Consider the following 26644-nt stretch of genomic DNA (forward strand, 5'->3'; position numbering starts at 1 on the left):
GGGACCCTAGGGCCTGTTCGCGCCTCCGCCGACGGGCACGGCGGCGGAGGATGGGCCGGCCTCCCTTTCTCGGTGCCGCCCGATCCTCAGCCGGGTCAGCAGCGGACGTCCTCGCCCGCCACCGTGCGGGACCGGCTCAACTGTCCGCACCCGTACGGATGTCCGTACCGACTCAGGTGCCGGTTCCGGTGCGAGTACGTCCGCCTCCACGGGAGTCGTGCCGCTCGGGCGCGGTGCCTGACGGTCCCGACGGGCGTCGGCCAGCAGCGCGGTCAGGCTGGACCGGTGCCAGTTGATCTCGTCCGGATCGTCGGCGGTCAGCAGCCGCTGTACGGTCTCGCGCCCCGCCTCCGATCCCGGCCGGCCCGGCGCGAGGTCCGGTCGCAGCCGGTTCAGACACGCGCGCTCGTACGGATCCGGTACGAGCTCGGCGAGTTGGACCGGATCGAGCACGGAACCGACGATCGCGGCACGCTCCCACCGGTCGTCGCTCTCGTGCAGCAGCAGACCGATACGACGGCCACGCCAGTTTCGCGGACGGCAGTCCTCCACCACGCCCGCCGCCTTCCCGGCCGCCCCGTCTGCCTCGGTGGCGTCGGGAGCACCGGTCGCGGTCCGCGGCAACCGGCCGGCCAGCAGGCCCGGTTCACTGCTCGCGAACGCTCGTAGCTCCTCGGCCAGATAGAGCCAGACCACCGCTCGATAGCGATTGAGGTAGAACCGCACCGGCACCAGATACCCCGCACGCGCGAGCCGGGTGAAGCGGCCGGGGCTGATGCCCATCAGCTCCGCCCCCTCGGCCGTGCCCACCGTCCACACCCGCCGGCGCAGCGCCTCGGGGAAGCCCGGCGCCCGCCGAAGCCGCTCGACCTCGCCGCGCGCCACCCTCCGGCGGCCGCTCACGGCCCCACCGACCGTGCGGACATGTCCCAACTGTGTGGCCAGCTCGAACTCGCCCCGCCTCAGGCGCAGCTCCTGGGCCGCTCGGCCGGCGGCCAGTGTCTCCGAGATTTCCATGACGGACATCGGCGGTCTCCCCCGTGAGTGCTTGACTACTCTCGGTGACAACCGTATCTCCGGGTCAAGAATCCCGCTCGCCCTGTGGATAACTCATCCATGACTCCCGGAGGTGGCCCGCACATCACGCTTCCGGACGGGACTCTCAGGCGTCCGTGACGGTTGAGTGCGTAGGCGCCGACTGCCGCACCGCGATGCCGAGATGCTCGCCGACGCGGTTCACCATCAGAGTCATCTCATAGGCGATCTGACCGACATCCGCGTCCGCGTCGCTCAGCACACACAGACAACTTCCGTCTCCGGCGGCGGTCACGAACAGCAGTGCCTCATCGAACTCGATCATGGTCTGCCGCGCCTTGCCGGCGTTGAAATGCCGGCCGGATCCTCGCGCGAGGCTGTGCAGACCGGACGAGACCGCCGCCAGATGCTCGGCATCCTCACGCGCCAGGTCGGAACTCGCACCCGTCACCAGCCCGTCGTTGGACAGCACAAGCGCGTGCCGTATCGGCTCGACCCGACCGGTCAGATCCTCCAGAAGCCAGTCAAGTCCGTCTTCCAACGCCATTGATGTCCACTCTCCCCGTTCAGACAGGTACCGCGCCCTGTGCCCCGTATCTCCCCGTCGGTCGCCCAGCCTCGCGCACCGGATGCTCGCGGGCAAGCCGTCCAGCGGCGTGGGAGCGTCACACGGAACCGGCCGTTCCCGTCATTCGGAATGATCACCATCGCCCCGGCCGTATGCCTTCGCAACTCCTCGCGCCGTCTCCGACGGCAGATCACGGCGCCTCCACAGCGTACGGAGCCGAGCCACCCCTTCCGTCAATTCACCACCGCAACGCAATCCCTCGATCGGGCCACCCGTGAGGCCTGAGTGAAACGAACACAGGATTACGGCCACATTCCCGGACGTCGACCGTTCGCCGCCGCCAACTCCGACTCTCCCGGCGAGAATTCGCACCGCTCACCCCGTTACGACCGCTTGATCAGCAGCGTTCATCCAACGCCCGGCACCTCGGCGTCGCTCCTGGAGGACCCATGAAGCTCGTCTCCCCGCCTTCCGCCGTTCACCTCACGTTCGAGAGACCGCTGGTCTCCGCCCGGCCCCCGATGCGCCAGGTTGACGCCGGGGGTGGCGCCGCGTGAGATTGCTGAAGCGTCCCAAGCCCACCGAGAGCACGGTGTCGGACAGCGAACGCGAACTGTTCGGCGGACCGCTCCGCTACGACGCGGGCTGGTCCGGCCACGAGTGGGCCTCGCTCGAACTCAGCCTGCTGTCCGCCGTGCGCGCGATGCCGCGAATGGTCGCGGGCACCCTGCGGCTCGCCTGGCGGACGGACCGGCCGGCGCTGGTGACCGTCGGCATCGCGGAGGCCGGCCAGGGGCTGACGGCCGCGCTCGGTCTGCTGGTGGTCAACTCCGTGCTCGGCTCACTCCTGGCCGGCGGGAGCGCCGCCGACCGTGTCTCCGACGCGATACCCGCCCTGATCGCCGGCTCGCTGGTCGCGGTGGTGGGCGCGCTCCTGGCGTCGTGGTCGACCTCGGCGGCCGGCCGGCTGGAGCCGAAGGTGGAACGGGCCGCGAACGAGCAGTACTTACGCGCCGCCGCACGGGTCGAGCTGGAGGCGATCGAGGACGGCGAGTTCCGTCGCCTTGTCGACACGGCGCAGTTCGGCCCGCCTTCGGCGCGGCGGATGATCGGTGCCTGCGTCGCCACCATGAACGGGATCATCTCGCTGCTCGCTGTCGGCAGTGTGCTGACCGTGCTGCACCCGCTGCTGCTGCCGATGCTCCTGCTGATCGCGGCGCCGCGCGGCTGGGGCGCCATGCGCGTCTCCCAGCGGCGGTACGTGTCGGTGATGTCCTGGGTCGAGCATCTGCGCGCCAGCCGACTCATCGCCGGACTGCTCACCTCCCGCTCCGCGGCGCACGAGATCCGGGTGCACGCCGTGGGCCCCTTCCTCCTGCGCCACTACCGCAACATGGCCGACAGCGCGGAGACCGAAGCGACGCGGCTGGCGAAGGACAAGGCGGTCACCGAACTGCTCGCGGCCGCGCTGTCGGGAGTGGCCGCGCTCATCACGTACGGGGCGATGGCCGCGCTCATCATGTCGGGCCGGATGGATCTGGCCGTGGCGGGCACCGCGGTCGTCGCCGTCCGCTCGGGCTCGGCGAGCCTGGGCGCTCTCGTGATGACCACGAACTCGCTGCACGAGGAGTCTCTGTACGTACGCGACATGGAGAGGTTCCTCGCCGAGGCCGCCAACAGGTCCATCCCGTCCGGCGGGCTCCCGATCCCCGATCCGACGAAGGCGATCACCCTGGAGGGGGTCTCCTTCAAGTACCCGGACCGGGAGACGCCCGCGCTCACCGGGCTGTCCCTGGCGATCCCGATGGGCTCGGTGGTCGCCCTGGTCGGCGAGAACGGCTCCGGCAAGAGCACGCTCGTGAAGCTGCTCGCCGGGCTTCACCTCCCCGACAGCGGGCGGCTGGCGTGGGACGGCGTCGACATCGCCGAGGCGGACCGCGAGCAGATCTTCGACCGGGTGTCGCTGCTCACCCAGGACTTCGAGCGGTGGCCGGTGACGGCGGCGGCGAACATCGAGATCGGCCGGCCGGACGCCGGGGGCGACCTGGCGGACGCGGCGCGCTACTCGGGTGCGGACCTGATCGCCGAGACTCTGCCGAACGGCTTCCAGACCTTGCTGGCCCGCGTGTTCCGAGGGGCGTCCGAACTGTCCGGAGGGCAGTGGCAGAAGTTCGGCCTGGCCCGCGCGCACTACCGGGACGCCCAGGTGATCGTGGTGGACGAGCCCACATCGGCCCTCGACCCGGAAGCGGAGATCGCGGCCTTCGACCGGATCCGGGGGCTGGCGAACGAACGGCGGGCCGTCGTACTCGTCACGCACCGGATGTCCGGCGTGCGGTACGCGGACCTCATCTACGTACTGCACGAGGGCCGGCTCGTCGAACAGGGCAACCACGAGAGCCTGTTGGCCCTGAAGGGCAGATACGCCTCGATGTTCCACATGCAGGCGGAACAGTACGGTCACGGGGCGGGCACCGGTACCGGAATCCCGCACCAGGGCGGACCGAGGGTGACGCCGCCCTGATCCGCGGGAGCGTTCTCGGGCGCCGGACACCCTGTCCGGCGCTTCGAGGACCTCGGCGCGGGCCACCGGCCGCTCTCCATCCCGTCACCGTCTACGCGGCGTCCCTCATCACATCTCTACGGATGCGTGCGCAGGAGTCGTTGATCAGCCGTGAGACATGCATCTGCGAGATGCCCAGGTCCTCGGCGATGCTGCTCTGCGTCATCCCGCGGAAGAACCTCAGATAGAGAATCTTCTTCTCCCGGTCGGGAAGCCGGCGCAGCCGCGGCTTGACCGACTCGCGGTCGATGACCGTGTCCAACGCCTCGTCCCAGGCGCCGAGCGAGTCACCGAGGGTGGGGCCGTCCTCCAGGGAGGACAGGCTCGCGTCGAGTGACAACACGCTGAAACAGTCCATCGCCTCGACACCCGTGACCACCTCGTCCTCGGTCATTCCCGAGTGCAGGGCGATCTCCTCGACCGTCGGCGCCAGGACCCCGTGCCACTGGGCCAGTTCGTCGCGGGCATCGCGCACGCGGCCCCGCAGCTCCTGCACCCGCCGGGGCACATGGACGGACCAGAGGCGGTCGCGGAAGTGCCGCTTGAGCTCGCCGGTGATCGTGGGCACGGCGAAGCTCTCGAACGCGGTGCCACGGTACGGGTCGTACCGCTCCACGGCCTTCACCAGTCCGATCGCCGCGACCTGCCGCAGATCCTCCAGCGCTTCACCCCTGTGCCTGAACCGGCCGGCCAGCCTGTCGGCCATCGGGAGCCACGCGCACACGATCTCCCCGCGCGTCCGGTGCCTCTCGGGCCCGTCCGGCAGCCGGGCGGCCCGCTCGAAGGCCTCGGAGGTGTCAGGAACGTCCTCGTGCCGCACCCGGTAGGCCATCACCCGAGGGGTCATGATGCTCTTCAGCTCCTCGCTCGACGCGGCCGTCGTCGCCCGGGGAGCGCACGGCCGGCAGCCGGGCGACGCCCGGAGCGGTACGCCGCTCCACGGACGTGCCTCCTGTCCGAAGCACGAACTGCGTGTGCCCCTGAACACACCGGACAAACAAGGGGTGTTCAGGGGCAGAGCCCGGTGGAGGTCCGAGCGGGAGAAGCCGGCCGGGCTGATCCGGATGAACGAGCTCCTGAGGGTGCGGCCGGCCTCTCAGCCGTTGCCGTCCGGTTCGGCGCCGTGCCAGACGGTCGTGACGTTGCAGAATTCGCGGATCCCGTGTTCCGACAACTCCCGCCCATAGCCGGAGCGCTTGACGCCGCCGAAGGGGAGCGCGGGGTGGGAGGCGGTCATCCCGTTGAAGAAGACACCGCCGGCCTGGAGGTCGGCCACGAAACGTCGCACTTCCTCGTCGTCGCGCGTCCACACGTTGGAACTCAGCCCGAACGGGGTGTCGTTGGCGACGTTCACCGCCTCGTCGAGATCGGCCACGCGGTACATGGTGGCCACCGGGCCGAAGGCCTCTTCGTGGTGGATGCGCATGTCGGCGGAGACATCCGTAAGGACGGTGGGTTCGTAGTACCAGCCGCGGTTGAGCCCGTCCGGACGCCGCCCTCCGCAGCGGGCCATGGCGCCTCGGTTGACCGCGTCGTCCACCAGCTCCTCCAGGTCCGCGCGGCCCTGTTCGCTGGAGAGCGGACCCACGTCGGTTGACTCGTCCATGGGGTCACCGACGGTCAGCTTCCGCATCCCGGCGACGAAACGTTCACCGAACGCGTCGTAGACGTCGGCATGCACGATGAAGCGCTTGGCCGCGATGCAGGACTGCCCGTTGTTCTGCACCCGGGCGGTCACCGCGACCCGCGCGGCCCGGTCGATGTCCGCCGACGGCATCACGATGTACGGGTCGCTGCCGCCGAGTTCGAGTACGGTCCGCTTCACCTCGTCGCCGGCCACCGCGGCGACGGAGCGCCCGGCGGGCTCACTGCCCGTCAGGGTCGCCGCCGCCACCCGGCGGTCGCGCAGGATGCCCTCGACCGCGCGGGATCCCACGAGCAGCGTCTGGAAGCAGCCCTCGGGAAAGCCCGCCCTCCTGAAGAGGTCGCCCAGATACAGTGCGGTCTGGGGGACGTTCGACGCGTGCTTGAGCAGACCGACATTGCCCGCCATCAGGGCGGGGGCGGCGAATCGTACGACCTGCCAGAGCGGGAAGTTCCACGGCATGACCGCCAGCACGACGCCCAGCGGGCGGTAGCGCACGTACGCGCGTGCGGCGCCCGAGTCCTTCACGTCGGCGTCCGACGGGTGTTCGTCGGCGAGCAGTTCCCGCGCATGCCGCGCGTACCAGCGCATCGACTTGGCACACTTCGCCGCCTCCGCGCGTGCCGCCACGATCGGCTTGCCCATCTCGGTGGTCATGAGGCGGGCGATCTCGTCCTGATCCTCCTCAAGGAGGTCGGCCGCGCGGTTCATCATCGTGGACCGGTCGTCGAAGTCCGTGAGGCGATACCGGTCGAAGGCGGTGGCCGCCGTGGCCAGCCGCCACTCGATCTCGTCGGGCCCCATGGCGTCGAACGTCTTGAGGGTCTCACCGGTGGCGGGATCGACCGTGGCGATGGGCATGGGACAGTCCTCCTCTGACTCGGTTTCTCCGACACTCGCGCGGTACGGCCGGGCCCGCAACGCGGGCGCGGCGGCCGTCCGGGTACCCGGGGCGCGCGTGCGTACGCCTCTGTCCCAGGGCGGGCGGGGCGGGGGCGGTATGTGGCGGGGGATCATGTCCCCATGGCCCACGACCACACACACGTACAGGAATTCTTCGGCGCCCGCGCGGCGGACTGGGACGCGCGCTTCCCCGACGACGGTCCGGCCTACGCCGCCGCGGCGGCCGGGATGGGCCTACGTCCCGGTGACAGCGTCCTGGACGCGGGCTGCGGCACCGGGAGGGCGCTGACGGCCCTGCGCGACGTCGTGGGGCCGCGGGGCACGGTGCTGGGTGCCGATCTCACCCCCGAGATGCTCGCGGCGGCCGTACGGAGCGGTCGCGACGCGGTCGGCGCCCTGCTGCTCGCGGACGTGGCACGCCTGCCGCTGCGCACGCACTCCCTCGACGCGGTCTTCGCCGCGGGACTGATCGCGCATCTGCCCGAGCCGGCCACGAATCTGCGGGAGCTGGCGAGGGTCGTACGGCCTGGTGGCCGTCTGGCGCTCTTCCACCCGATCGGACGCGCCGCGCTGGCCGCCCGGCAGGGTCGGCGGATCACACCGGACGATCCGCGCGCCGAGGGCATGCTGCGTCCCCTGCTCACCGGGGCGGGCTGGCGGATGGTCCGTTACGTGGACGAGGACGCCCGCTTCCTGGCGCTCGCCGTACGTGAGGGCTGAGCCGGCGGGGACACCCGCAACGGCCGCGTACCCCGGACGGCCGCGCCGAGTGCACCGTCGCGTGAACGGGTATCCAACCTTGGTAGGAGGCGGGGGACCCGGGGGATGCGCGAAAGGTGGACGGACCATGTTCGACAAGCTGCGTCGGCTGCTCGTACCGAGCCGGACCGTCACACCGGTCGCCGAGCCCGCCGCGTCCCCCCGTACCCGGACACGGCAGCACAACCTGTTCGAGGCGGCGGCCTCCTACGTGGCGGCGACCGCCGACGACGACCAGGACCGGATGGACGAGGCGTCCGGCTGGGTCTCCCCCGAAGCCCTGTCCTTCGGCGTCAGCGAGCTGGCGTGCCGTGCGGTGATAGCGCTGGCGCGCGAGCGGGACGAGTCGCCCGAGAAGGTGGCACGCAGCCTCCTGGGGCTGCCTGCCGCGTGACGGAGGGGCGCCCCGGACGCGCGCGGGTGACCTCCCACCTCTCGACGGCCGGGCGGCCGACTGGCTAAGGTGCGCCGACGACTGATCGGACACGACCGTTCGGATGGGTAGGTGCCGTGACAGGTACGGACGAATCCGCCGATGAGGACGCGCTGTTTGTGCTGTCGGCCGTACTGCTGACACCGGCGCAGTTCCCCAGTGTGCTCGGCGACGACTTCCCCGAGGCGTGCGCGGCTCTCGGGCTGGAGCCGTACGACCGCGGATACGGTCTGGTGCTCGGCCAGGACGGCGGCGGCGCGCGCTGGACCGTGGCCGTCGACGATGTGTCGCTGGTGGCCGTCGCCATCGCCGCGTGGGACTGCGGCATGGAGTACGACCTGTCCCCCGACGAACGTACGGTGGTGGCGGCGCTTCCCGGCTGGCCGCTGGCCCTCTCTGTCGCGGCTCCGGGCATCCCCGCGCCGCACGACCCCGATCCGGAGCCGGGAGTGGACGACGACGGGGCGAGCCCGCCACTCGCGCCGCCCGACACGACGAGCTGGGGATCGGCTCAGCGCCGTCTCGGCGCGGACGAGATCGCGCTTCAGTGGGAAGCCTGGCGCGAACAGTTCGACTCCGAGGACGAGGAGCACCGGACGGGCGCGGCCGCCGGCGCCGACGCGGATTCCGTCAAGGACGGAGACGGCGACGCGGAGGAGCCCCCCGAGGAGAAGGCCGAATCGGAGGCCACGCGGGACGACGGGCAACTCGACGACACGCAAGCCCTCCACGACGGGGTACGGCGGGTCCTGAAGGAGCTGCACGGCTACCTGGAGTCGTCACCTCCGCCGGGCCGGATCCGCTCCGGCTTCGCGCCCGCCGGCGCCCGCATGCTGCGGGCCGACGGCCCCGGCTGGTCCCTCGTCGCCAGGACCGACGACATCGCCTACATCCTGCTGGACGACGAACCGAACGAAGTGCTGCCGGTCGGCCGCGGGCCGGAGCTGCCGAAGCTCCTCGAAGCGCTCGACAGGATCGCTGTTCGCCCGTCCTGACCGTCTCGGCGCCTCACGGGGCCCCCGTACGGCTGCGGGACCGCATCTGGGTCCGATGCGCGTACGGGGGCTACTCCGCAGGTCGGCGTGGGGTCAGCGGCCGATCTCCTTGCGCGTTATGCGCTTGAGCCGACGGCGCTGCGACGGGTCGAGCATCAGATAGGCCACGGCGGGCACGCCGAGCACCACCAGCAGCGACATCCAGAATCCGATGAATGGGATCAGGAGAAGACCGACGGCCACTCCCCCGACAGCGATCTTTGCCCTACTCGACATTTTCGACGCCTCCTTCGCGGCCGAAGCCGCTCACTGCAGATAGAACGCTCGCGAACGTCCGCCAGTTCCACTATGCGGTCTCCGCGTGTCCGATGCGCCGGTGAGCGGCGATCCGTACCGCGGGGTCAGGCAGCGGCGCGCAGGGGTGCGCCGACCTCGTGCAGGTGTCCGAGTGCCTGGCGGTACGAGTCGACCAGGCCCGTCTCCAGGTAGGAGACCTCCATCTCGTCGCAGTACGCGCGGACCACCGGCTGGGCGAGCCGCAGGTGCGGACGGGGCATGCTCGGGAAGAGGTGGTGCTCGACCTGGTAGTTCAGGCCGCCCAGGAACCAGTCGGTGAAGAGACCGCCCCGGATGTTGCGGGAGGTGAGAACCTGCCGGCGCAGGTGTCCCCAGCTCGCGAACTCCTCCTCGGTCGGGATCTTCATGCCCTTGTGGTTCGGCGCGAAGGCCATGCCCAGGTGGAGGCCGTAGATCATCTGGTGGATCAGGAGGAAGACGACGGCCTGTCCGACGCTGAGCGTGGTGAAGAGGAGCGCGAGGTAGGCGACGACGTGGATCACGAGCAGTGAGCCTTCGAGGAGGCGCTCACCCGGCGTCTGGCGCTTGGTGGTGCGGGAGAAGACCGACTGGAATCCGTACACCTTGAGGGCGATGCCCTCCAGGGTGGTCAGCGGGAAGAACATCACGGCCTGGTGGCGGGTGAGCCAGCGGCGGAATCCCTTGCGGCCGCCGGTCTGGTGCTGCGCGAAGACGAGGATGTCGGCGCCGACGTCCGGGTCCTTCTCCAGGTGGTTCGGGCTGGCGTGGTGCCGGTTGTGCTTGTCGTTCCACCAGTCCTGGCTCATTCCGAGCAGAAGATTGGCGTGGAAAAGCTGTACGGCGCGGTTCTTACCGCGCGTCGCGAATATCTGGGCGTGGCCCGCGTCATGCGCGATGAACGACATCTGGGCCGACACGAGAGCCAGCGCCGGGGCCAGGAGCAGCGCCCACCACGAGTCTCCGAGCAGCACCAGGCCGGTCACGATCGCCGCCAGCTCGATCAGGTTGACGGCGATGTCGCGGGCGTACCAGGCGGTCCGCCGTTCGAGGAGGCCCTGCTCCCTGACCGTCCGCAGAAGGGGCGCGAAGTCGCTGCCGCCTGTGCGGGCGGCCGCGGGGCCGGGGGTGGGGGTCTCCGCGACTTCTGCGGGGGCCTGGGACATGTCGGTCTCCGGTCTGTAGGCCGACGATCGTGTAGATCGTTTAGGTCGAAAATGGCAGGTCTGTAAGGCCGTTCGAGTGGCGCGGTTGAAGCTTGATCGCGCCGACCGGGAGAAAGCTACGCGGAGTTGGGCCTCCAAGGCCATGCGGCCAACACCCCGAGCGGATGGGGGCTATTCCCGACCGAGGGGGTGGTGCTGCCTACACCCCTGACGTGGCCCATGATTCTTGTCACCGTCCGAGGCCGTCCACGGGCGCCCGGGGCGAGGTACCCTCGGCCGCTCCACCTTCACTAGTCAAACTTGAGGAACGTGTCATCGCCGTATACAGGCCGCCTGCGGCTACGCCCTCCCAGATCGCCGAACTCGCCCGCTGCGACGCCCTGTTCCTGCCTGCCGACCCGGCCCGAGCCGGCCGGATCGCCTTCTGGCACCCGGACGGCGCCGCTCCGCCCGGCTGGTCCGTCGGGGAGCTGACCGTCGTCGGCGACGACGTGAGCCCGCGTACCGTTCCGGCGCTGTCGCTGCCCGTACGGGACGCGCTGCCGGTGCTGACCCGCGCCAGGGCCGTCGCGCACGCGTCGCCCGCGGCGGCCTTCTGGGGCGCCGCGGCTCTGCTGGCGCTGCAACTCGCCGCGCGTGGCAAGTTGTTGCCCGGCCTCTCGGCGGCCGGTCATGACGCCTGGCGGGCCGGGCCCGTCGCCGCGGACGATCTGGAGCGCATCCGTGCGCTCGCCGCCTCGATGCCGCCCGGCGCGCACGCCGTACCGCTCGACGCGACGGCGACGGGCCCGCTCCTGCTCCCCGAGCCCGAACGGCTGCTGCGACAGTTCCTCGACGCGGTCGCCGACGGTCTCGTACGCACGCCCGCCGCGCCGATCGCCGCCGGATCTCCCGCCTTCGCCGCGCCGGAGCCCCGTCGGCTGCCCGAACTGCGCGGCTGGGCCGCCGACGTGGCCGCCGGGCACGACGCGGGCGTACGGCTGTCGCTCCGGGTCGAGCTGCCCGGCCTGGCCGCCGTCCCGGACGACGACGGCGGCTCCCCGGACGGCGACGCCTTCGGATCGGCTGCGGCGTTCCGCGCCGTCCTGCAGATGCACAGCGTCAGCGATCCGACGGTCGTCGCCGACGCGGGCGACGTGTGGGCCGGTACGGGGGCCGTGGACGGCTCGGGCGACGCTTTCGGCCCCCGGGCCCGGCTGGACGCACTGTTGGCCCTCAGACGCGCCGCGCGCGCCTGGCCGCCGCTGACCCCGCTCCTGTCGGCCACGGTGCCCGACGCCATCGACCTCGCCGACGACGAGGTCACCGAACTGCTCGGTGAGGCCTCCCGCGCGCTGGCCGCCACCGGTGTCCAGGTGCACTGGCCGAAGGCGCTGGCGCGCAGGCTGACGGCGCGCGCCGTCATCGGCCCGTCCGGCGACACGCCGGGCGGAGCCACCGACGACGAGGACGACACGCCCGGGGGCGGAGCCTTCGACAAGGGCGGTTCGGACCTGCCGTCCTTCCTTTCCGCCGACGCGCTTCTCGCCTTCAACTGGCGCTTCGCGCTGGGCGACAAGGAACTCACCCGCGCCGAGCTGGACCGGCTCGCCGAGGCGACACGCCCGGTCGTGCGGCTGCGCGACCAGTGGGTCCTCATCGACCCCGAGGAGGCCAAGCGCGCCCGGGAGAGCCAGGACCGCAAGCTCACCCCCGTCGACGCGCTCGGAGCAGTCCTCACCGGGTCCACCGAGGTGGACGGGCGCCGGGTCGAGGTGCACGCCTCGGGCCGGCTCGCGGCGCTGCGCGACCGGCTCGCCGACCCGGAGGGCACGGATCAGGAGATCGGCCAGCCGGCGGCCCTCACGGCGACACTGCGCGACTACCAGCTGCGCGGCCTCAACTGGCTGCACCGGATGACCTCCCTCGGTCTCGGCGGGTGTCTCGCCGACGACATGGGTCTCGGCAAGACGATCACGGTCATCGCCCTCCATCTGCACCGCCGGAGCGACGAGTCGGCGGCGGGTCCCACCCTGGTGGTCTGCCCGACGTCGCTGATGGGCAACTGGCAGCGCGAGATCGAGCGGTTCGCACCCGGGACACCGGTGCGCCGCTTCCACGGCGCGTCGCGCAGCCTGGACGCCCTCGCGGACGGCGAGTTCGTGCTCACGACGTACGGCACGATGCGTCTGGACGCGCGGAAGCTCGCCGGCGCCGAGTGGGGCATGGTCGTCGCCGACGAGGCGCAGCACGTGAAGAATCCGTACTCGTCGACGGCCGGCCAGTTGCGCACGATCGGTGCCAAGGCCCGCGTCGCCCTCTCCGGCACTCCGGTGGAGAACAACCTCTCCGAGCTGTGGGCGATCCTCGACTGGACGACGCCGGGCCTCCTCGGCCGGCTCGCCACTTTCCGTACGCGCTACGCGCAGGCGGTCGAGGGCGGCGATCCGGGGGCGGCGGAGCGGCTGTCCGCGCTGGTACGGCCGTTCCTGCTGCGGCGCCGCAAGTCGGATCCGGGCATCGCGCCGGAGCTGCCGCCGAAGACCGAGACCGACCGGGCGGTGTCCCTCACCACGGAGCAGGCGGGACTCTACGAGGCCGTCGTACGCGAAACCCTCGCCGCGATCCAGGCGGCCGACGGCATGGAACGCCGTGGCCTCGTCATGAAGCTGCTGACGTCGCTCAAGCAGATCTGCAACCATCCCGCGCAGTTCCTCAAGGAGGACGACTCGCCGCGTGTCGCGGGGCGTTCGGGGAAGGTCGAGCTGCTCGACGAACTGCTCGACACGATCCTCGCGGAGGAGGCGAGCGTGCTCGTCTTCACGCAGTACGTACAGATGGCGCGGCTCCTCGAACAGCATCTGGCCGCGCGGGGCGTCCCGACGCAGTTCCTGCACGGCGGCACACCGGTGCAGCGGCGCGAAGCCATGGTGCGGCGGTTCCAGGAGGGTGAAGTCCCGGTGTTCCTGCTGTCGTTGAAGGCGGCGGGCACCGGTCTCAATCTGACCCGCGCGGAGCATGTCGTGCACTTCGACCGCTGGTGGAACCCGGCCGTCGAGGCGCAGGCGACGGACCGCGCGTACCGCATCGGCCAGAACCGGCCGGTGCAGGTGCACCGCATGATCGCCGAGGGCACGATCGAGGACCGGATCGCCGACATGCTGGCACGCAAGCAGCACCTGGCGGATTCCGTCCTCGGCGCCGGCGGCGAGGCGGCACTGACCGAACTGACCGACGACGAGCTCGCCGATCTGGTCGAGCTGCGAGGGAGTGCGCGATGACCGGAGCCGGCAGTGGCAGCGGCGGCGGTCGCGGTACGGACGGCGGGAACGAGCGCACTTTCGCCGCCCTGCCGCCCGCGTGGGGCCGTGCCTTCGCGGAGACCTGGTGGGGACGGGCGTGGCTGAAGGCCCTCGAAGACACGGCGCTCGACTCGCAGCAGCTCAAGAAGGGCCGCAAGCAGGCACGCGAGGGGGCGGTCGGGGCGGTTTCCGTACGACCCGGGCGAATCACGGCCGTCGTACGGGACAGGGACGGCACGGCGCAGCGCAGCGACGTGCTGTTGCAGCAGCTCAGTACGGAGGAGTGGGACCGGTTCCTGGACATGGCGGTCGAGCGCGCGGGCCACATCGCCGCGCTGCTGGACCGGGACATGCCGCCGCATCTTGTGGAGGACGCGGCGGGGGCGGGGGTCGAACTGCTGCCCGGCATCGGTGACCTGGAGCCGGAGTGCGCCTGCGACGCGTGGGATCTCTGCCCGCACACGGCGGCTCTGTGCTACCAGGTGGCGCGTCTGTTGGACGAGGATCCCTTCGTCCTCCTACTGATGCGCGGCCGGGGCGAGCGCCAGCTGCTCGACGAGTTGCAGGTGCGTTCGGCGCGGGCCGCGCGGGCGGGACAGAATCCGGCCGGGGGCGCGGACGCGGAGCCGGGTGGAGCGACTGTCGGGGAGCCCGAGGGTGTACGCGCGGACCAGGCGTTCGCGGCGCGGAACATCCTTCCGCCGCTGCCCCCTCCCCCGCCGGTCCCGGAGGAGCCCGGCCTGCCGCCGTCCCTGGACACGGAGGCGGAGCCGCCACCCGGGATCGACGCGGACGCCCTGGAGTTCCTGGCCGCCGACGCGGCGTCGCGCGCGCTGCGGCTGCTGATGGAGGCGCTGTCCCCCGGGCACGAACGGCAGCCGCTCGATGTGGAGTTGACGCCCCGTCAGGACGCCGTCCGGCTGGCGGCCTCGTCCGCCGATCCGCTGATCGCGGTGCGGCTCGCCGGGGGCACGGGCCGGCAGCGCGCCGAACTGGAACTGGCGGTGGACGCCTGGCGTCACGGCGGCGCGGCGGCTCTCGCCGTACTGGAGGACGAGTGGCACCCGGAACCCGAGGCGCTGGCGCGTGCGAAGGCGGATCTGGCGGGGGCCTGGGAGGGCGGCGAACGCCCGCGACTGCGCGCGGGGACGGCGGGCCGCTGGACGGTCGTGGGAGCGGACACACAGCTCCGCTACGGCCGCGACGGCCGCTGGTGGCCGTACCGCAAGGCCGGCTCCCGCTGGGCCCCCGCGGGCCCACCGGCCCCCGACCCGGCGTCGGCACTGGCCGGCCTCGGGGCGGAAGTCTGACCTGACGCCGCCGCGCGGCTGAGGCGGGGGGCTCCGGGCGCGGTACAGGGATGCCGCGATCCGGGGCGCCGGGCCGGACTGAGCCGCACAGCCGCCTCCCCGATACGACCACGGGTACGGCGCCCCGCCCGCCACGGATGCGGGCGCCTGCGGTTGCCGCCGCCTCCGTACCGGCCTCTCCCGGAAGGCGGACACGGCCCCGGCTCCTTACTCTCTGTTGATAGAGCACCACAGTCGACTCTCGCGGTGCCCCACTCATCCGATCCCGAGGAGGCCGCCATGCCGGAGCTGTTCATCGGTGGCAGGTGGACCGCCGCCGTCGGCGGTCAGGTCCGCGAGATCCGCTGCCCGGCGGACGGCACACTCGTCGCCACGGTGGACGAGGCGGGCCCGAAGGACGCGGCCGCCGCGATCGAGGCCGCCCGTGACGCCTTCGACCGTGGCCCCTGGCCCGGCACGCCGACCGCCGATCGGGGCAGGCTGCTGCTGCGTGTCGCCGAACTGCTGGAGCGGGACAAGGCCGCTTTCGCGCAGGCCGAGTCCCTGGACACGGGGAAGCGGCTCGTCGAGAGCGAGTACGACATGGACGACATCGCGAACTGCTTCCGCTACTTCGGCAACCTGACGGCCGCCGGCGGCACCGACCGGATCGTCCACACCGGCGACCCCGGCGTCGACAGCCGCGTCGTGCACGAACCGGTAGGCGTCTGCGCGCTGATCACCCCGTGGAACTATCCGCTGCTCCAGACCTCCTGGAAGGTGGCTCCCGCGCTCGGCGCGGGCAACACTTTCGTTCTCAAGCCGAGCGAGCTGACCCCCCACACGGCGATCATGCTGATGCGGCTGCTGACGGAGGCCGGGCTGCCCGACGGGGTGGCGAATCTCGTCCTCGGCGCCGGTGCCACGGCCGGCGCGCCGCTCACCGAGGACCCGCGTGTCGACATGGTCTCGTTCACCGGCGGGCTGGTCACGGGCCGCCGCATCATGGCGGCCGCCGCGCCCACGGTGAAGAAGGTCGCCCTGGAGCTCGGCGGCAAGAATCCCAACATCGTCTTCGCGGACGCCGACTTCGACAGCGCCGTCGACTACGCGCTGACGGCGGTGTTCCTGCACTCGGGGCAGGTCTGCTCGGCCGGCGCGCGACTGCTGATCCAGGACGGGTCGCACGACACGTTCGTGGACGAGCTGGTACGGCGGGCGAAAAGGATCCCGATGGGCGGCCCGTTCGACGAGCACGCCCGCACCGGGCCGCTGATCTCCGCGGCGCACCGCGACAAGGTCGAGGCGTACGTGGCGGCCGGGCTCGCCGAAGGCGCCGTACTGCGCTGCGGCGGAAAGCGCCCCAGCGACCCGGAGCTGCGCAACGGGTTCTTCTATCCGCCGACCGTGCTGGACGACTGCGCTCCGGGGATGTCGGTGGTGCGTGACGAGTCGTTCGGACCCGTTCTCACGGTCGAGCGGTTCAGGGACGAGGACGAGGCGGTGGCGCTCGCCAACGACACCGTCTACGGCCTGACCGGGGCTGTCTGGTCGCAGGACGTGGGGCGCGGGCAGCGCGTGGCGTCGCGGCTGCGGGCGGGCACCGTATGGATCAACGACTTCCACCCGTACGTGCCGCAGGCCGAATGGGGCGGGATGAAGCAGTCGGGCTTCGGGCGTGAGCTGGGGCCCGCCGGGCTGGCCGAGTACCAGGAGGCCAAGCACGTGTGGCGCAATCTCTCGCCGAGTCCTCAGGGGTGGTTCGAGTGAGTACGCCGGGTACGCCCACCGGTCCGGAACCGGACCCGGAACCGGCCGGGCCGGGCGGCGGGGGCCGGCCGTCTCCCGGGGGTCCGGGGGACCCCGAGCCCCCCGCTCCAGGGGCCCGGACCCAGACCCAGGACGACGACGACGCGCTCGGCGCGCTCGGCTACCGGCCCGAGCTCAAGCGGACCCTCGGCAACTTCCACACCTTCGCCGCCGGCATCAGCTACATCTCGATCCTGACCGGCACCTTCCAGCTCTTCTTCTTCGGTGTCAGCTTCGGCGGCCCGGCCTACTGGTGGTCCTGGCCGATGGTCTTCGTCGGCCAGCTGATGGTGGCCCTGTGCTTCTGCGAGCTCGCCGCCCGCTACCCGGTCGCCGGCTCGATCTACAACTGGTCCAAGAACATGGGCGGTCCGCACGTCGGCTGGCTCGGCGGCTGGATGATGATGACCGCCACCATGGTGACGCTGTCGGCCGTGGCACTGGCGTACCAGGTCACGCTGCCGCAGATCGACAGCACCTTCCAGTTCATCGGTGACGGCACCGGCAAGTACGACGACGCGGCCAACGCCGTGCTCCTCGGCTCGGTCCTCATCCTCTTCTCCACCGTCGTCAACGCCTTCGGCGTCAAACTCATGGCGCGGATCAACTCGGCCGGTGTCTTCATCGAGCTGATCGCCGCCGTCGCGCTGATCATCTTCCTGGCCGCCCACATCACCCGTGGCCCCCAGACCGTGCTGACCGACACCCAGGGACACGGCACCGGCGAGACCCTCGGGTACTTCGGCGCGTTCCTCACCGCGTCGCTGGCCTCCGCGTACGTCATGTACGGCTTCGACACGGCCTCGTCGCTCGGCGAGGAGTCGCACAACCCGCGCCGCAACGCGCCGCGCGCGATCCTGCGCGCGCTCGTCGCGTCCTTCCTCCTCGGCGGGCTGATCCTGCTCTTCGCCCTGCTGGCGGTGCCGGATCTGGGGTCCCAGCGGCTTTCGACGGACGGTCTCCAGTTCGTCGTCCTCAGCACGCTCGGGTCGACCATCGGCGAGATCTTCCTGTGGTGCGTCGTCATCGCGATCACCGTCTGCGTACTGGCGGTGCATGCCGCCGGCATCCGGCTGATGTTCGCCATGGCGCGGGACAACAACCTGCCGGCGGGATCGGTGCTCGCCCGGGTCAGTCCGCGTTTCCACACGCCGGTCATCCCCGCCGTGCTGATCGGTGTCGTGGGCGTCGTCATCCTGGTCGTCAACATCAACCAGCCGCAGATCTTCTCGGTGATCACGAGCATCGCGATCATCATGATCTATGTGGCGTATCTGATGGTCACCGTACCCATGCTGATCAAACGGCTGCGTGGTAAGTGGCAGCCGGTGGAGGGCGGTTTCTCGCTCGGGCGGTTCGGACTGCCCGTCAACATCCTCGCCGTCCTGTGGGGCGGCGCGATGTCGCTCAACCTCGCCTGGCCGCGCGCCGAGGTGTACAACGCGACCGGCCCGCAGCACTGGTATCTGCGCTGGGGCGCGTTCCTCTTCGTCGGCATCGTCGCGGGCGGCGGCTTCGCCTACTACTGGTTCGTCCAGCGGCACAAGACGGGGGTCCTCGCCGAGCACCGCTTCCAGGCCTCCGACCCGACAACACCCGCCGGGCCTCCCCCCACCCCCGCCGAGTAGCCGCCCGCACACCCCCACAACCCCTGCACCTGGAGAAGCGATGTCCGCAGCACGCCCCGTGGCCGAGTTCGACTACGTCGTCGTCGGCGGTGGTACCGCCGGGGCCGTCATCGCCGCGCGTCTGACCGAGGACCCCGACGTCACCGTCTGCGTACTGGAAGCCGGTCCTTCGGACGTGGGCGACGACAACGTCCTGAAGCTCGAACGGTGGATGGAGCTGCTGGAGTCCGGTTACGACTGGGACTACCCGATCGAACCGCAGGAGAACGGCAACGACTTCATGCGGCACGCCCGCGCCAAGGTCCTCGGCGGCTGCTCCTCGCACAACTCGTGCATCGCCTTCTGGGCGCCCGCGGAGGATCTCGACGAGTGGGGCACCCTCGGCTGCACCGGGTGGAGCGCCGCCGAGTGCTTCCCGCTCTACAAGCGGCTGGAGACCAACGACGCGCCCGGCGACCACCACGGCCGCTCGGGCCCGGTGAACATCATGACGATCCCGCCGAACGACCCTTGCGGGATCGCCCTGTTGGAGGCCTGCGCGGCGGCGGGCATTCCCACCACGCCGTTCAACACGGGCCGGACGGTGCTGCGGGGAGCCCACTGGTTTCAGATCAACTCCCACCCGGACGGGACCCGTTCGTCCGCCTCGGTGTCGTATCTGCACCCGGTCCTCGGCAGGCGGCCGAATCTGGAGGTGCGCACCGGGCTCCAGGCGAAGCGGCTGCTGTTCGACGACACCACCGATCGGCGGCGCTGCACGGGGGTGGAGTATCTGGAACCGGACACGGTGCACAGCGGCGCCGTCGCGGCGCGCCGTGAGGTCGTGGTCTCCTGCGGGTCGATCGACTCGCCGAAGCTGCTCATGCTGTCGGGCATCGGCCCGGCCCGCCATCTGCGGGAAAGCGGTGTCGACGTCCGGGTCGACTCCCCCGGAGTCGGCTCGCACCTCCAGGACCACCCGGAGGGCGTGATCATGTGGGAGGCGCGGCAGCCCATGGTCACCAGGTCCACGCAGTGGTGGGAGATCGGGATCTTCGCCGACACGGAACCGGGCCTGGACCGGCCGGACCTCATGTTCCACTACGGCTCGGTGCCCTTCGACATGAACACCTACCGGCGCGGCTACCCGACCACCGACAACGCCTTCTGTCTGACGCCGAACGTCACGCGCGCCCGGTCGCTCGGCACCGTCCGGCTGCGTACGCGCGACTTCAGGGACAAGCCGAAGATCGATCCGCGCTACTTCACCCACGAGCACGACATCCGGGTGATGACGTACGGCCTGCGGCTGGCCCGCGAGATCGCGGCGCAGGAGCCCCTGGTGGGGTGGAAGGGCCAGGAGTTGGCGCCGGGGCCGGACGCGCGGTCCGACGAGGAGCTGCTGGACTACATCCGTAAGACGCACAACACCGTCTACCACCCGGCCGGCACGGTGCGGATGGGGGCGGTGGACGACGCCGACTCGCCGCTCGACCCTCAGTTGCGGGTGAAGGGGGTGACCGGGCTGAGGGTGGCGGACGCGTCCGTGATGCCGTTCCTGCCGACGGTCAATCCGGGCATCACGACGATGATGATCGGCGAGAAGTGCGCGGACATGATCAAGGCGGGCTGAGCGGAGCCGGCACCCGAGGTCACCGTCACCAAGACGGTCACCGGCCGACGCCGGCCAGGAGCCCGCCACCCCCTGAGGGGCGGGCGGCTTCGTCGCGCGGTGCTCGGTGCCGCCCCGCTTCACCCCAGCAGCAGGGACCTGGGCTGGGCGGAGAGTGCCTGGTCGAGGACGAGGGACGCGGCTCCGATCGCCGCCACGTTCTCGCCGAGCGTGGTGGAGAGGACCGTCGTCGGGTGGGTCGCCCTGACGAACGGGGACCGCGCGACCATCGGCTCGATGGTCGCGAGAAGACGGTGCGCGAGCAGGAGCCACGTCGGGCCGCCGAAGACGATGGTGTCGACGTCCAGGAGTGTCCCCGCCGCGCAGACTCCCCGGCCGACGCGGATGGCGAGGCGCTCGATGATGCCGTCCGCCTGTGCGTCGCCCTCGGCGGCGAGCGCCGCCAGCCGCTCCAGACCGCGCTGGGCGTCGGCCGGATCCAGCACGGTGTACTCGGCGCCGAGAACGCCCAGCGCGATGGCCTCGTCGACGAGCGTCCGCGTGGAGCAGGCCGCGCCGAGACCGCCGACCTCACCCGCGTTCCCGGAGACGCCGCGCAGCACGGTGTCCTCGACCACCAGGCCCATCCCGGAGCCGGTGCCGAGGTAGAAGAAGAGCAGGTTGCGGCTTTCGGTGGCCGCCCCGGCCCAGCGCTCCGCGACGACGGCGGCCGTGACGTCCTTGTCGAGGAGGGCCGGAAGCCCGGTCGCCTCGCTGAGCCGGTCGCGCAGCGGATACCGTCCCCAGCCGGGCAGCTCCGGCGGGTCGACCACCCAGCCGGCGGACGCGTCTATCGGCCCCGGCGCGGCGATGCCCAGGCCCAGGACCCGCTCGTCGTCGATCCCCGACTCGGCCACCAGCGAGCGCACCGAGGCGGCCATGTCGGCGACGGTCCCGTCGGTGTCTCCGCCGCTCGGAGTGCGCTGGCTGCGATGTCCCACGACCGTGCCGAGGAGGTCCACGAGGACGCAGGTGATCACGGCGGGGTCGAGGTGGACTCCCACGGCGTAGCGTGATGTCGGGACGATTTCGAGGAGCGTGCGGGGTTTGCCGCTGCCGGTGTTCATCTTCCCCGACTCACGGGCCACGCCCTGGTCGAGGAGCCGGCGCGTGATGTTCGAGACCGTCTGCGCGGACAGGCCGGTGGCCTGCGCGAGTTCCACTCGGCTCAGGCCCGCCGGGTGCCGGCGAATGGCATCCAGGATCACGGACTCGTTGAAGTCCCCCATGCGCGGCAGGTTGGTGCCGCGCCGGATCGTGCGCTTCTCGGGTCTCACCGTGTTGGCGGTCAACGTTCCTCTCCCAGCCTCGGGCGGCGGCGGTGCCGCGCCGCCACCGCTCCGAAGGCAACAGATCAATGGGAAATGGTACGACGCGGGCGGTGCGCCCGACGGGTCGTGCTCAACCCCCCGACGAATCAGGCGATTTGCTCTGTTCCACGGCGGGGCGCAGACGCAGGGTGCGGATCTGGAAGGGCCGGAAGCCGAGGTCCACGGATACTTCGCCCGCCACACGCGCCCGCTCCTGATCCGGCTGGGCCGGCTCCTGATACGGCCGCTCCAGCAGGTCGCAGTCGTGCGCGGCGGCGAGGGGGAAGCCCGCGGACAGACGCGCCGAGACCGCTCCGCCGCACGCTTCGTACAGTCGTACGACGATGTCGCCGCCGCGGTCGTCCGCGAGCTTCACCGACTCCACGACCACATCCGTGGTGTCGACCTCGACCAGGGCCCGCGCCAGCGCCGGGGCCGGCCGCAGGGGCAGGTTCAGCGCGTAGCCTCCGGCGATCGCCTCCTCGATCCCGGCCCCGGCCAGCAGCGCGTAGCTGAAGCTGTGCCTGCCGCGGTCGGCCCCCGGATCGGGGCTGTGGGGGGACCGGAGCAGGGAGAGGCGCACCGTCGTGGTGGTGCCGCCGTTCGCCCGGGTGTCGCGGCGGACGTCGTGCCCGTAGGTGGAGTCGTTGAGCAGGGCGGCGCCCCAGTGCCGCTCGCCGACGTGCACCCAGCGGTGCGCCCACAGCTCGAAGCGGGCCGCGTCCCAGCTCGTGTTCTCGTGTGTGGGCCGCTGCACATGGCCGAACTGGATCTCCGCGCTCTCCCGTTCGGCGTGTACGTCCAGCGGCCATGCCGCCTTCAGTACGGTGTCCCGCTCCTGCCAGTCGATGTCGTTGCGGACGGTCACCTGCCGGCTCTCGGCGGCGATCTCGATGTGCTGGACGAACCGGGAGGATCCGTGACGGCGCTCGACCCGGACCGACGCCAGCAGTGGTCCTTCGTCCACGAGCGTCACCGACTCGGCCTCGGCCAGGTCGCGCACGGTGTCGCGGTAGTACGAGTCGATGTTCCACGCCGACCACAGGTTGGGGTCGTCGGGGTGGAGCTGAAGGAGGTTGCCCGCGGCGCCGGGAGCGATCGCCTCCCGCCCGGCGGTGTGGTCGTGGACGGAGGTGAGCAGGCCGCGCCGGTCCACGACGACGGTCAGCACACCGTTGCCGAGGACGAAACCGCCGTCCTGTGCCGTGGCGGTGACAGCTGCCCGGGGAGCGTCCGCGAGGCCGCCGGAGGCGAGGGGGGCGACCTCGGCGAGGACCGCCGTACGGCCGTCCGACAGGCGCTGCCCGCCGGTGAACCCGGCGTCGGCGACGACGGCGACCTCGCGGCGTGCGTACGGTCCTGCGTTGAGGAGCGCGGGGCCTCCGGGCAGATGGCCGGCCGCGTCGGCGATCAGGATCTCCAGTTCGGCGTGGATCTCCGCGTACTCACGCTCGGCCTGCTGGTGCACCCAGGCGATGGACGAGCCAGGCAGGATGTCGTGGAACTGGTTGAGCAGAACACGCCGCCACAGCGATTCCAGACGCTCGTACGGGTAGGACGCGCCGGCCCGGACGGCGGCGGTGGCGGCCCAGAGTTCGGCCTCACGCAGCAGCGCTTCGCCGCGCCGGTTGCCGCGCTTGGTGCGGGCCTGGCTGGTGTAGGTGCCGCGATGATTCTCCAGATACAACTCCCCCCGCCACACGGGGAGTTGGTCGCGTTCGGCGCGGGCCTTCGCGAAAAACGTGTCGGGCGCCTCGACGACGACCTTGGGCGAGCCTTCGAGGTCACGCAGACGGCGGGCCCTCTCCATCATCGAGCGCGTGGGACCGCCGCCGCCGTCGCCGTGACCGAAGGGGACGAGCGAGCGGGTGGCCAGCCCCTTCTCCGCGAAGTTGCTCTCGGCGTGGGCGAGTTCGCGTGCGGTGAGGGAGGCGTTGTAGCTGTCGACGGGCGGGAAGTGGGTGAAGATCCGCGTGCCGTCGATGCCCTCCCAGTCGAAGGTGTGGTGCGGCAGCTTGTTCGTCTCGTTCCAGGAGAGCTTCTGGGTGAGGAACCACTCGGCGCCCGCCAACTTGGCGAGTTGGGGGTACGCGGCGGTGTAGCCGAACGAGTCGGGCAGCCACACGCCCCGCTGCTCGACGCCGAACTCCTCGGCGAAGAAACGCCGTCCGTGGACGAGTTGGCGGGCCAGTGCCTCACCGCCGGGCAGATTGCCGTCGGCCTCGACCCACATGCCGCCGACCGGGGCCCAATTGCCGTCGGCCGCCGCCTTCTTCATCCGGGCGAAGATCTCCGGGCGCTGTTCCTTCATCCACGCGTACTGCTGCGCCGAGGAGCAGGCGAAGACCAGCTCGGGGTACTCCTGCGCCAGCGTGGTCATGTTGGTGAACGTACGCGCGCACTTGCGCACGGTCTCCCGGACCGGCCACAGCCAGGCCGAGTCGATATGCGCGTGGCCGACCGCGGCGACCGTGTGCGCCGAGGCGTGCGCGGGCCGGGACAGCACATCGGCGAGCCGGCTCCGGGCCTCGGCCGCGGTGTTCGCCACGTCGCCCGGGACGACCGCGTCCGCGGCGCGGCGCAGGGCGTAGAGGATCTCGTGGCGCCGCGAGGAGCCGACAGGCAGCTCGCGCATCAGTTCGTCGAGCACCTCGATGTCGTGGATGAGGTGCCATACGTCGTCCTCGCGCACCGCGATCTCGGCCTGTCCGAGCCGGTAGATGTGCTCGGTGCCCGCGGTCTCGAACGAACCGTGGTGGAGGTGCAGGCCGGCGCTGGCGACGATGGGCGGGTTGGCGGCCAGTTCGATCAGCAGGTCGACCCGGTCGCCGCCGGTGGCGGCATCGGCGAGCAGCACGGTACGGCTGTAGGGGTGCAGACCCTGGAGCGGGGCGCCCCGAGCGTCGTGGACCAGGCCCTCCGCCTGGCCGCCGGGCCCCTTCGTCAGATCGAACCCGAGGTCGAAGACGGCCTCGACGCGGCGGCCCGACCACTCCTGGGGTATGTCGGCGCTCGCCCGCATCCAGGTGGTCGCCCAGGGTCCTCCCCAGGTGGAGCCGAGCGTGAAGGGCTCGTAGTCGGCGCGCAGGGCGTCGGCCACGGGGACAGGTTCGCCGTCGACGTGCCAGGCGCTCAGGGACAGGGGGCGCGCCGCGCTGTGGAGCGCGGGGCGGATCACCCGGTCGAGGAGCTTTCGGATCCGGGTCTCGATGATCCGGCGGTCGTCATGCACGGTGCTGGTCCTTCCGAAGGCCGTACGCGTCGTGGTGCTCGGGGTCGGGAGCGGGGAGCCGGACGGTGTCGTGTGCGCCGTCCGGCCAGGTCACGTCGATGAGCAGGGTGGTGTCGTCGGCGCGGGTGGTGACCCGGGGCAGGGCGGCGGGGTCGGCGCCGCCGAGGTGGACGAGGGCGATGTGGGCGGCGCCGTGCGCGACGTGGCCTTCGGTCCGGACGACGGGGGTGGCGGAGGCGGCGCCGATGGCATTGCTGTCGGTGCCGGCCACGACGGAGGGGCGGGGCAGCAGGTGCGCGCCGACGACGACGGAGACCAGTCCCTCCGCGCCCTCGACCCGGGCGCTCTCACCTCCGACCGCACCGGGCTCGGGTGCGGACCGCGGATCCACCGCGAGGGCCCAGCCGCCGATACGCAGCACATGCCCGGCCCCGGGGTCACCGTCGACGCGCACGGCCCGTACCTCGACCGACCCCCGCAACGCGGAGCCGACGGTGATCCAGGGTCCGAGCGTGCAGCGGGTTTCGGGACCGCCGAACGGGTCCCATGTCGCGTCTTCGGGCCAGTGCGCGCGGGAACGCGAGACGGCGGTGGCACCGTCCACGGAGATCCTGGTCGACGGCCGCCGGTGGGAGGCGCGTCCCGCCGCGTCGAGCAGGACGACCGCGTTGTCGAGCGGGTCGGCGTCGGCGCAGGCACCCGGTCCCGCGGTGGGGTCGCCGGGGGTCTCGGGTGCGGTGTGCGTCGAGTAGGCGAACCGTGCGTAGCAGGGGTCGTCCGCGTGCGGCCGGGCCGGGTCCGCGTGGTCGCCGCCGTGGTTGACGACGCGTACGACACCGTCGGACGCGGTGCCGGAGACGAGCCAGCCGGGCGCGGTCAGCGTACGGGTGAAGTCGCCCCGTTCGACGCCGAGTTGCTGCTCCTTCTCGGTCCAGACCGGGTGCTGGGGCGGCAGTGCGAGGCCGATGAACCCCTTGCTCGCCCAGTACGGGGAGGCGGGCCCCGAGTAGACCTGGAGGATGCCTCGGTACGGCCGGTGCCAGCCGAGGGTGAGCAGGCCCTCGGCGTCGGTGGCGCCGTGGGCGGTGAAGTGGCCGAGCATGCGGTTGGCGAGCCCCCGGGTCTCCCCCGGCGCCAGGGGTGTGGCGTCGAACAGGGCGCCGGTCCATACCGGGGCGAGTGCGGCGTGCCGGTAGGTGAGGGAGCGCCCCTGTACGAGCGGCGAGCCGTTGGCCCCGACCAGGAGCCGCTGGTCGGCCAGGAAGCGGCGCAGCCGGTCCCGGTAGCGGTCGAGGAGCCCGCTGGGCGCGGCGTCGCCGAGGATGCGACAGAACCACAGTGGGTACAGATGCATGGCCCAGCCGTTGTAGTGGTCGAAGTTGCGGTGTTCGCCGCCGGTGAGCCCGTCGGAGTACCAGCCGTCGCCCGCGTTCCAGCCGTCGGTCAGCGCGATCACGCGGTCGAGGTCCTGTTGCCGCCACCGCCCCCCGGCGGTGCGGGCGAACGCCTCGGTGACGCCCTGGAACCAGATCCAGTTGTTGCCGGGCATCGGCTCGCCGACCATCGGGGCGAGCCAGTCGAGGACCCGGCTCCTGACCTCGTCGTCGAGGCGGTCCCAGATCCAGGGCCGCGTCTCGTGCAGCGCGAGCGCGATGGAGGCGGCTTCGACCTTGGCCTGGTCGCACTCGGCCAAGGTGGGCCAGCGTTCCGGGCTGTCCGGGTCGGTGCCGGCGGCAAGGCCCGCCGCGTACCACCCGGCGAGATCGTGCGGGTCGGCTCCGCCCGCTCCCGCCAGCCGGAAGCCGGCCAGGAGGAACGTGCGGGCGAAGCCCTCCAGGCCGTCGCTGCGTACGCCGCTGCGGCTCGGGGTGCCGGGCAGCTGGATCAGTGCGTGCTCGCCGGTGGCGTACGGCCGGACGGCGAGCAGCAGCCGGTCCGCCGTCCGCTCCCAGTGGGCGCGGTCCTCGGCGGGGGTTCGTGTCATGAGGTGCGGGTCTCCCATGCCTCTTCGTACTCGGCGCGTATCTGGTCGCCGGCCTCCTTGCGCCAGTTCTTGATGGCG

18 protein-coding genes are annotated in these 26644 nt (G+C 71.5%); 9 read left to right on the forward strand and 9 right to left on the reverse strand.

Going from position 1 to position 26644, the window contains the following annotated elements:
* Positions 1 to 6 precede the first annotated feature (6 nt).
* Together ACIBBB_RS17705 and ACIBBB_RS17710 are read right to left on the reverse strand one after the other, a co-directional pair.
* On the reverse strand, positions 7 to 1026 hold the full coding sequence (locus ACIBBB_RS17705) for a DUF6397 family protein (protein WP_398982863.1): 1020 nt from the start codon (positions 1024 to 1026) through the stop codon (positions 7 to 9).
* Positions 1027 to 1162: 136 nt separating this feature from the next.
* Positions 1163 to 1582 (reverse strand): roadblock/LC7 domain-containing protein, encoded by a 420-nt coding sequence (locus ACIBBB_RS17710; protein ID WP_398982865.1) that lies wholly within the window; start codon positions 1580 to 1582, stop codon positions 1163 to 1165.
* Between the two features lie 574 nt (positions 1583 to 2156).
* Between ACIBBB_RS17710 and ACIBBB_RS17715 the strand changes: the two genes are divergently transcribed.
* Positions 2157 to 4127 (forward strand): ABC transporter ATP-binding protein, encoded by a 1971-nt coding sequence (locus ACIBBB_RS17715; RefSeq protein WP_398982867.1) that lies wholly within the window; start codon positions 2157 to 2159, stop codon positions 4125 to 4127.
* A gap of 91 nt (positions 4128 to 4218) precedes the next feature.
* Here the strand turns inward: ACIBBB_RS17715 and ACIBBB_RS17720 are convergent, their stop codons facing one another.
* Complete coding sequence (locus ACIBBB_RS17720; protein ID WP_398982869.1) at positions 4219 to 5013, reverse strand: SigB/SigF/SigG family RNA polymerase sigma factor; 795 nt, start codon at positions 5011 to 5013, stop codon at positions 4219 to 4221.
* Positions 5014 to 5262: 249 nt separating this feature from the next.
* Positions 5263 to 6672, reverse strand: a complete 1410-nt coding sequence (locus tag ACIBBB_RS17725; protein ID WP_398982871.1) for an NADP-dependent succinic semialdehyde dehydrogenase — start codon at positions 6670 to 6672, stop codon at positions 5263 to 5265.
* Between the two features lie 162 nt (positions 6673 to 6834).
* Here ACIBBB_RS17725 and ACIBBB_RS17730 point away from each other — a divergent pair, with 162 nt between their 5' ends.
* From ACIBBB_RS17730 to ACIBBB_RS17740, 3 genes are all read left to right on the forward strand, one after another.
* Complete coding sequence (locus tag ACIBBB_RS17730) at positions 6835 to 7434, forward strand: methyltransferase domain-containing protein (protein WP_398982873.1); 600 nt, start codon at positions 6835 to 6837, stop codon at positions 7432 to 7434.
* Positions 7435 to 7561: 127 nt separating this feature from the next.
* The gene (locus ACIBBB_RS17735) at positions 7562 to 7867 is read left to right on the forward strand and encodes a hypothetical protein (RefSeq protein ID WP_398982875.1); all 306 of its coding nucleotides are present in this window, start codon (positions 7562 to 7564) and stop codon (positions 7865 to 7867) included.
* A 116-nt stretch (positions 7868 to 7983) separates the two neighbouring features.
* Positions 7984 to 8901 carry a hypothetical protein gene (locus tag ACIBBB_RS17740; RefSeq protein WP_398982877.1) on the forward strand — a complete coding sequence of 306 codons (918 nt, stop codon included), beginning with the start codon at positions 7984 to 7986 and terminating at the stop codon, positions 8899 to 8901.
* A 93-nt stretch (positions 8902 to 8994) separates the two neighbouring features.
* Here ACIBBB_RS17740 and ACIBBB_RS17745 read toward each other — a convergent pair whose 3' ends face one another.
* Together ACIBBB_RS17745 and ACIBBB_RS17750 are read right to left on the reverse strand one after the other, a co-directional pair.
* A complete protein-coding gene (locus ACIBBB_RS17745) occupies positions 8995 to 9177 on the reverse strand; it encodes a hypothetical protein (protein WP_189107215.1) in 183 nt (60 codons plus the stop codon).
* A gap of 125 nt (positions 9178 to 9302) precedes the next feature.
* Complete coding sequence (locus ACIBBB_RS17750; RefSeq protein WP_398982879.1) at positions 9303 to 10382, reverse strand: fatty acid desaturase family protein; 1080 nt, start codon at positions 10380 to 10382, stop codon at positions 9303 to 9305.
* 212 nt (positions 10383 to 10594) lie between these two features.
* Between ACIBBB_RS17750 and ACIBBB_RS17755 the strand changes: the two genes are divergently transcribed.
* The 5 genes from ACIBBB_RS17755 (at position 10595) to ACIBBB_RS17775 (ending at position 20001) form a co-directional block, all read left to right on the forward strand.
* Positions 10595 to 13642 carry a DEAD/DEAH box helicase gene (locus ACIBBB_RS17755; RefSeq protein WP_398982881.1) on the forward strand — a complete coding sequence of 1016 codons (3048 nt, stop codon included), beginning with the start codon at positions 10595 to 10597 and terminating at the stop codon, positions 13640 to 13642.
* A complete protein-coding gene (locus tag ACIBBB_RS17760) occupies positions 13639 to 14973 on the forward strand; it encodes an SWF or SNF family helicase (protein ID WP_398982883.1) in 1335 nt (444 codons plus the stop codon). The genes ACIBBB_RS17755 and ACIBBB_RS17760 overlap by 4 nt, the downstream gene beginning before the upstream one ends.
* Before the next feature lie 279 nt (positions 14974 to 15252).
* Complete coding sequence (locus tag ACIBBB_RS17765; RefSeq protein ID WP_398982885.1) at positions 15253 to 16722, forward strand: aldehyde dehydrogenase family protein; 1470 nt, start codon at positions 15253 to 15255, stop codon at positions 16720 to 16722.
* On the forward strand, positions 16719 to 18389 hold the full coding sequence (locus ACIBBB_RS17770; RefSeq protein WP_398982887.1) for an APC family permease: 1671 nt from the start codon (positions 16719 to 16721) through the stop codon (positions 18387 to 18389). The genes ACIBBB_RS17765 and ACIBBB_RS17770 overlap by 4 nt, the downstream gene beginning before the upstream one ends.
* Positions 18390 to 18429: 40 nt before the next feature.
* Positions 18430 to 20001, forward strand: coding sequence for a GMC family oxidoreductase (locus tag ACIBBB_RS17775; protein ID WP_398982889.1), 1572 nt, complete (start codon positions 18430 to 18432; stop codon positions 19999 to 20001).
* Positions 20002 to 20120: 119 nt separating this feature from the next.
* On the opposite strand, the gene ACIBBB_RS17780 is transcribed toward ACIBBB_RS17775, so the two are convergent.
* The 3 genes from ACIBBB_RS17780 to ACIBBB_RS17790 all read right to left on the reverse strand — a co-directional run bounded on the left by ACIBBB_RS17780 (position 20121) and on the right by ACIBBB_RS17790 (position 26566).
* Positions 20121 to 21269, reverse strand: a complete 1149-nt coding sequence (locus ACIBBB_RS17780; RefSeq protein ID WP_398983387.1) for an ROK family transcriptional regulator — start codon at positions 21267 to 21269, stop codon at positions 20121 to 20123.
* A gap of 172 nt (positions 21270 to 21441) precedes the next feature.
* Positions 21442 to 24582, reverse strand: coding sequence for an alpha-mannosidase (locus ACIBBB_RS17785; protein WP_398982891.1), 3141 nt, complete (start codon positions 24580 to 24582; stop codon positions 21442 to 21444).
* Entirely contained in the window at positions 24575 to 26566 is a 1992-nt protein-coding gene (locus ACIBBB_RS17790) for a DUF2264 domain-containing protein (protein WP_398982893.1), read from the reverse strand. Before ACIBBB_RS17790 ends, ACIBBB_RS17785 begins: the two co-directional genes overlap by 8 nt.
* Positions 26567 to 26644 lie beyond the last annotated feature (78 nt).

This window comes from Streptomyces sp. NPDC051217 (assembly GCF_044455465.1).
GTDB lineage: Bacteria > Actinomycetota > Actinomycetes > Streptomycetales > Streptomycetaceae > Streptomyces.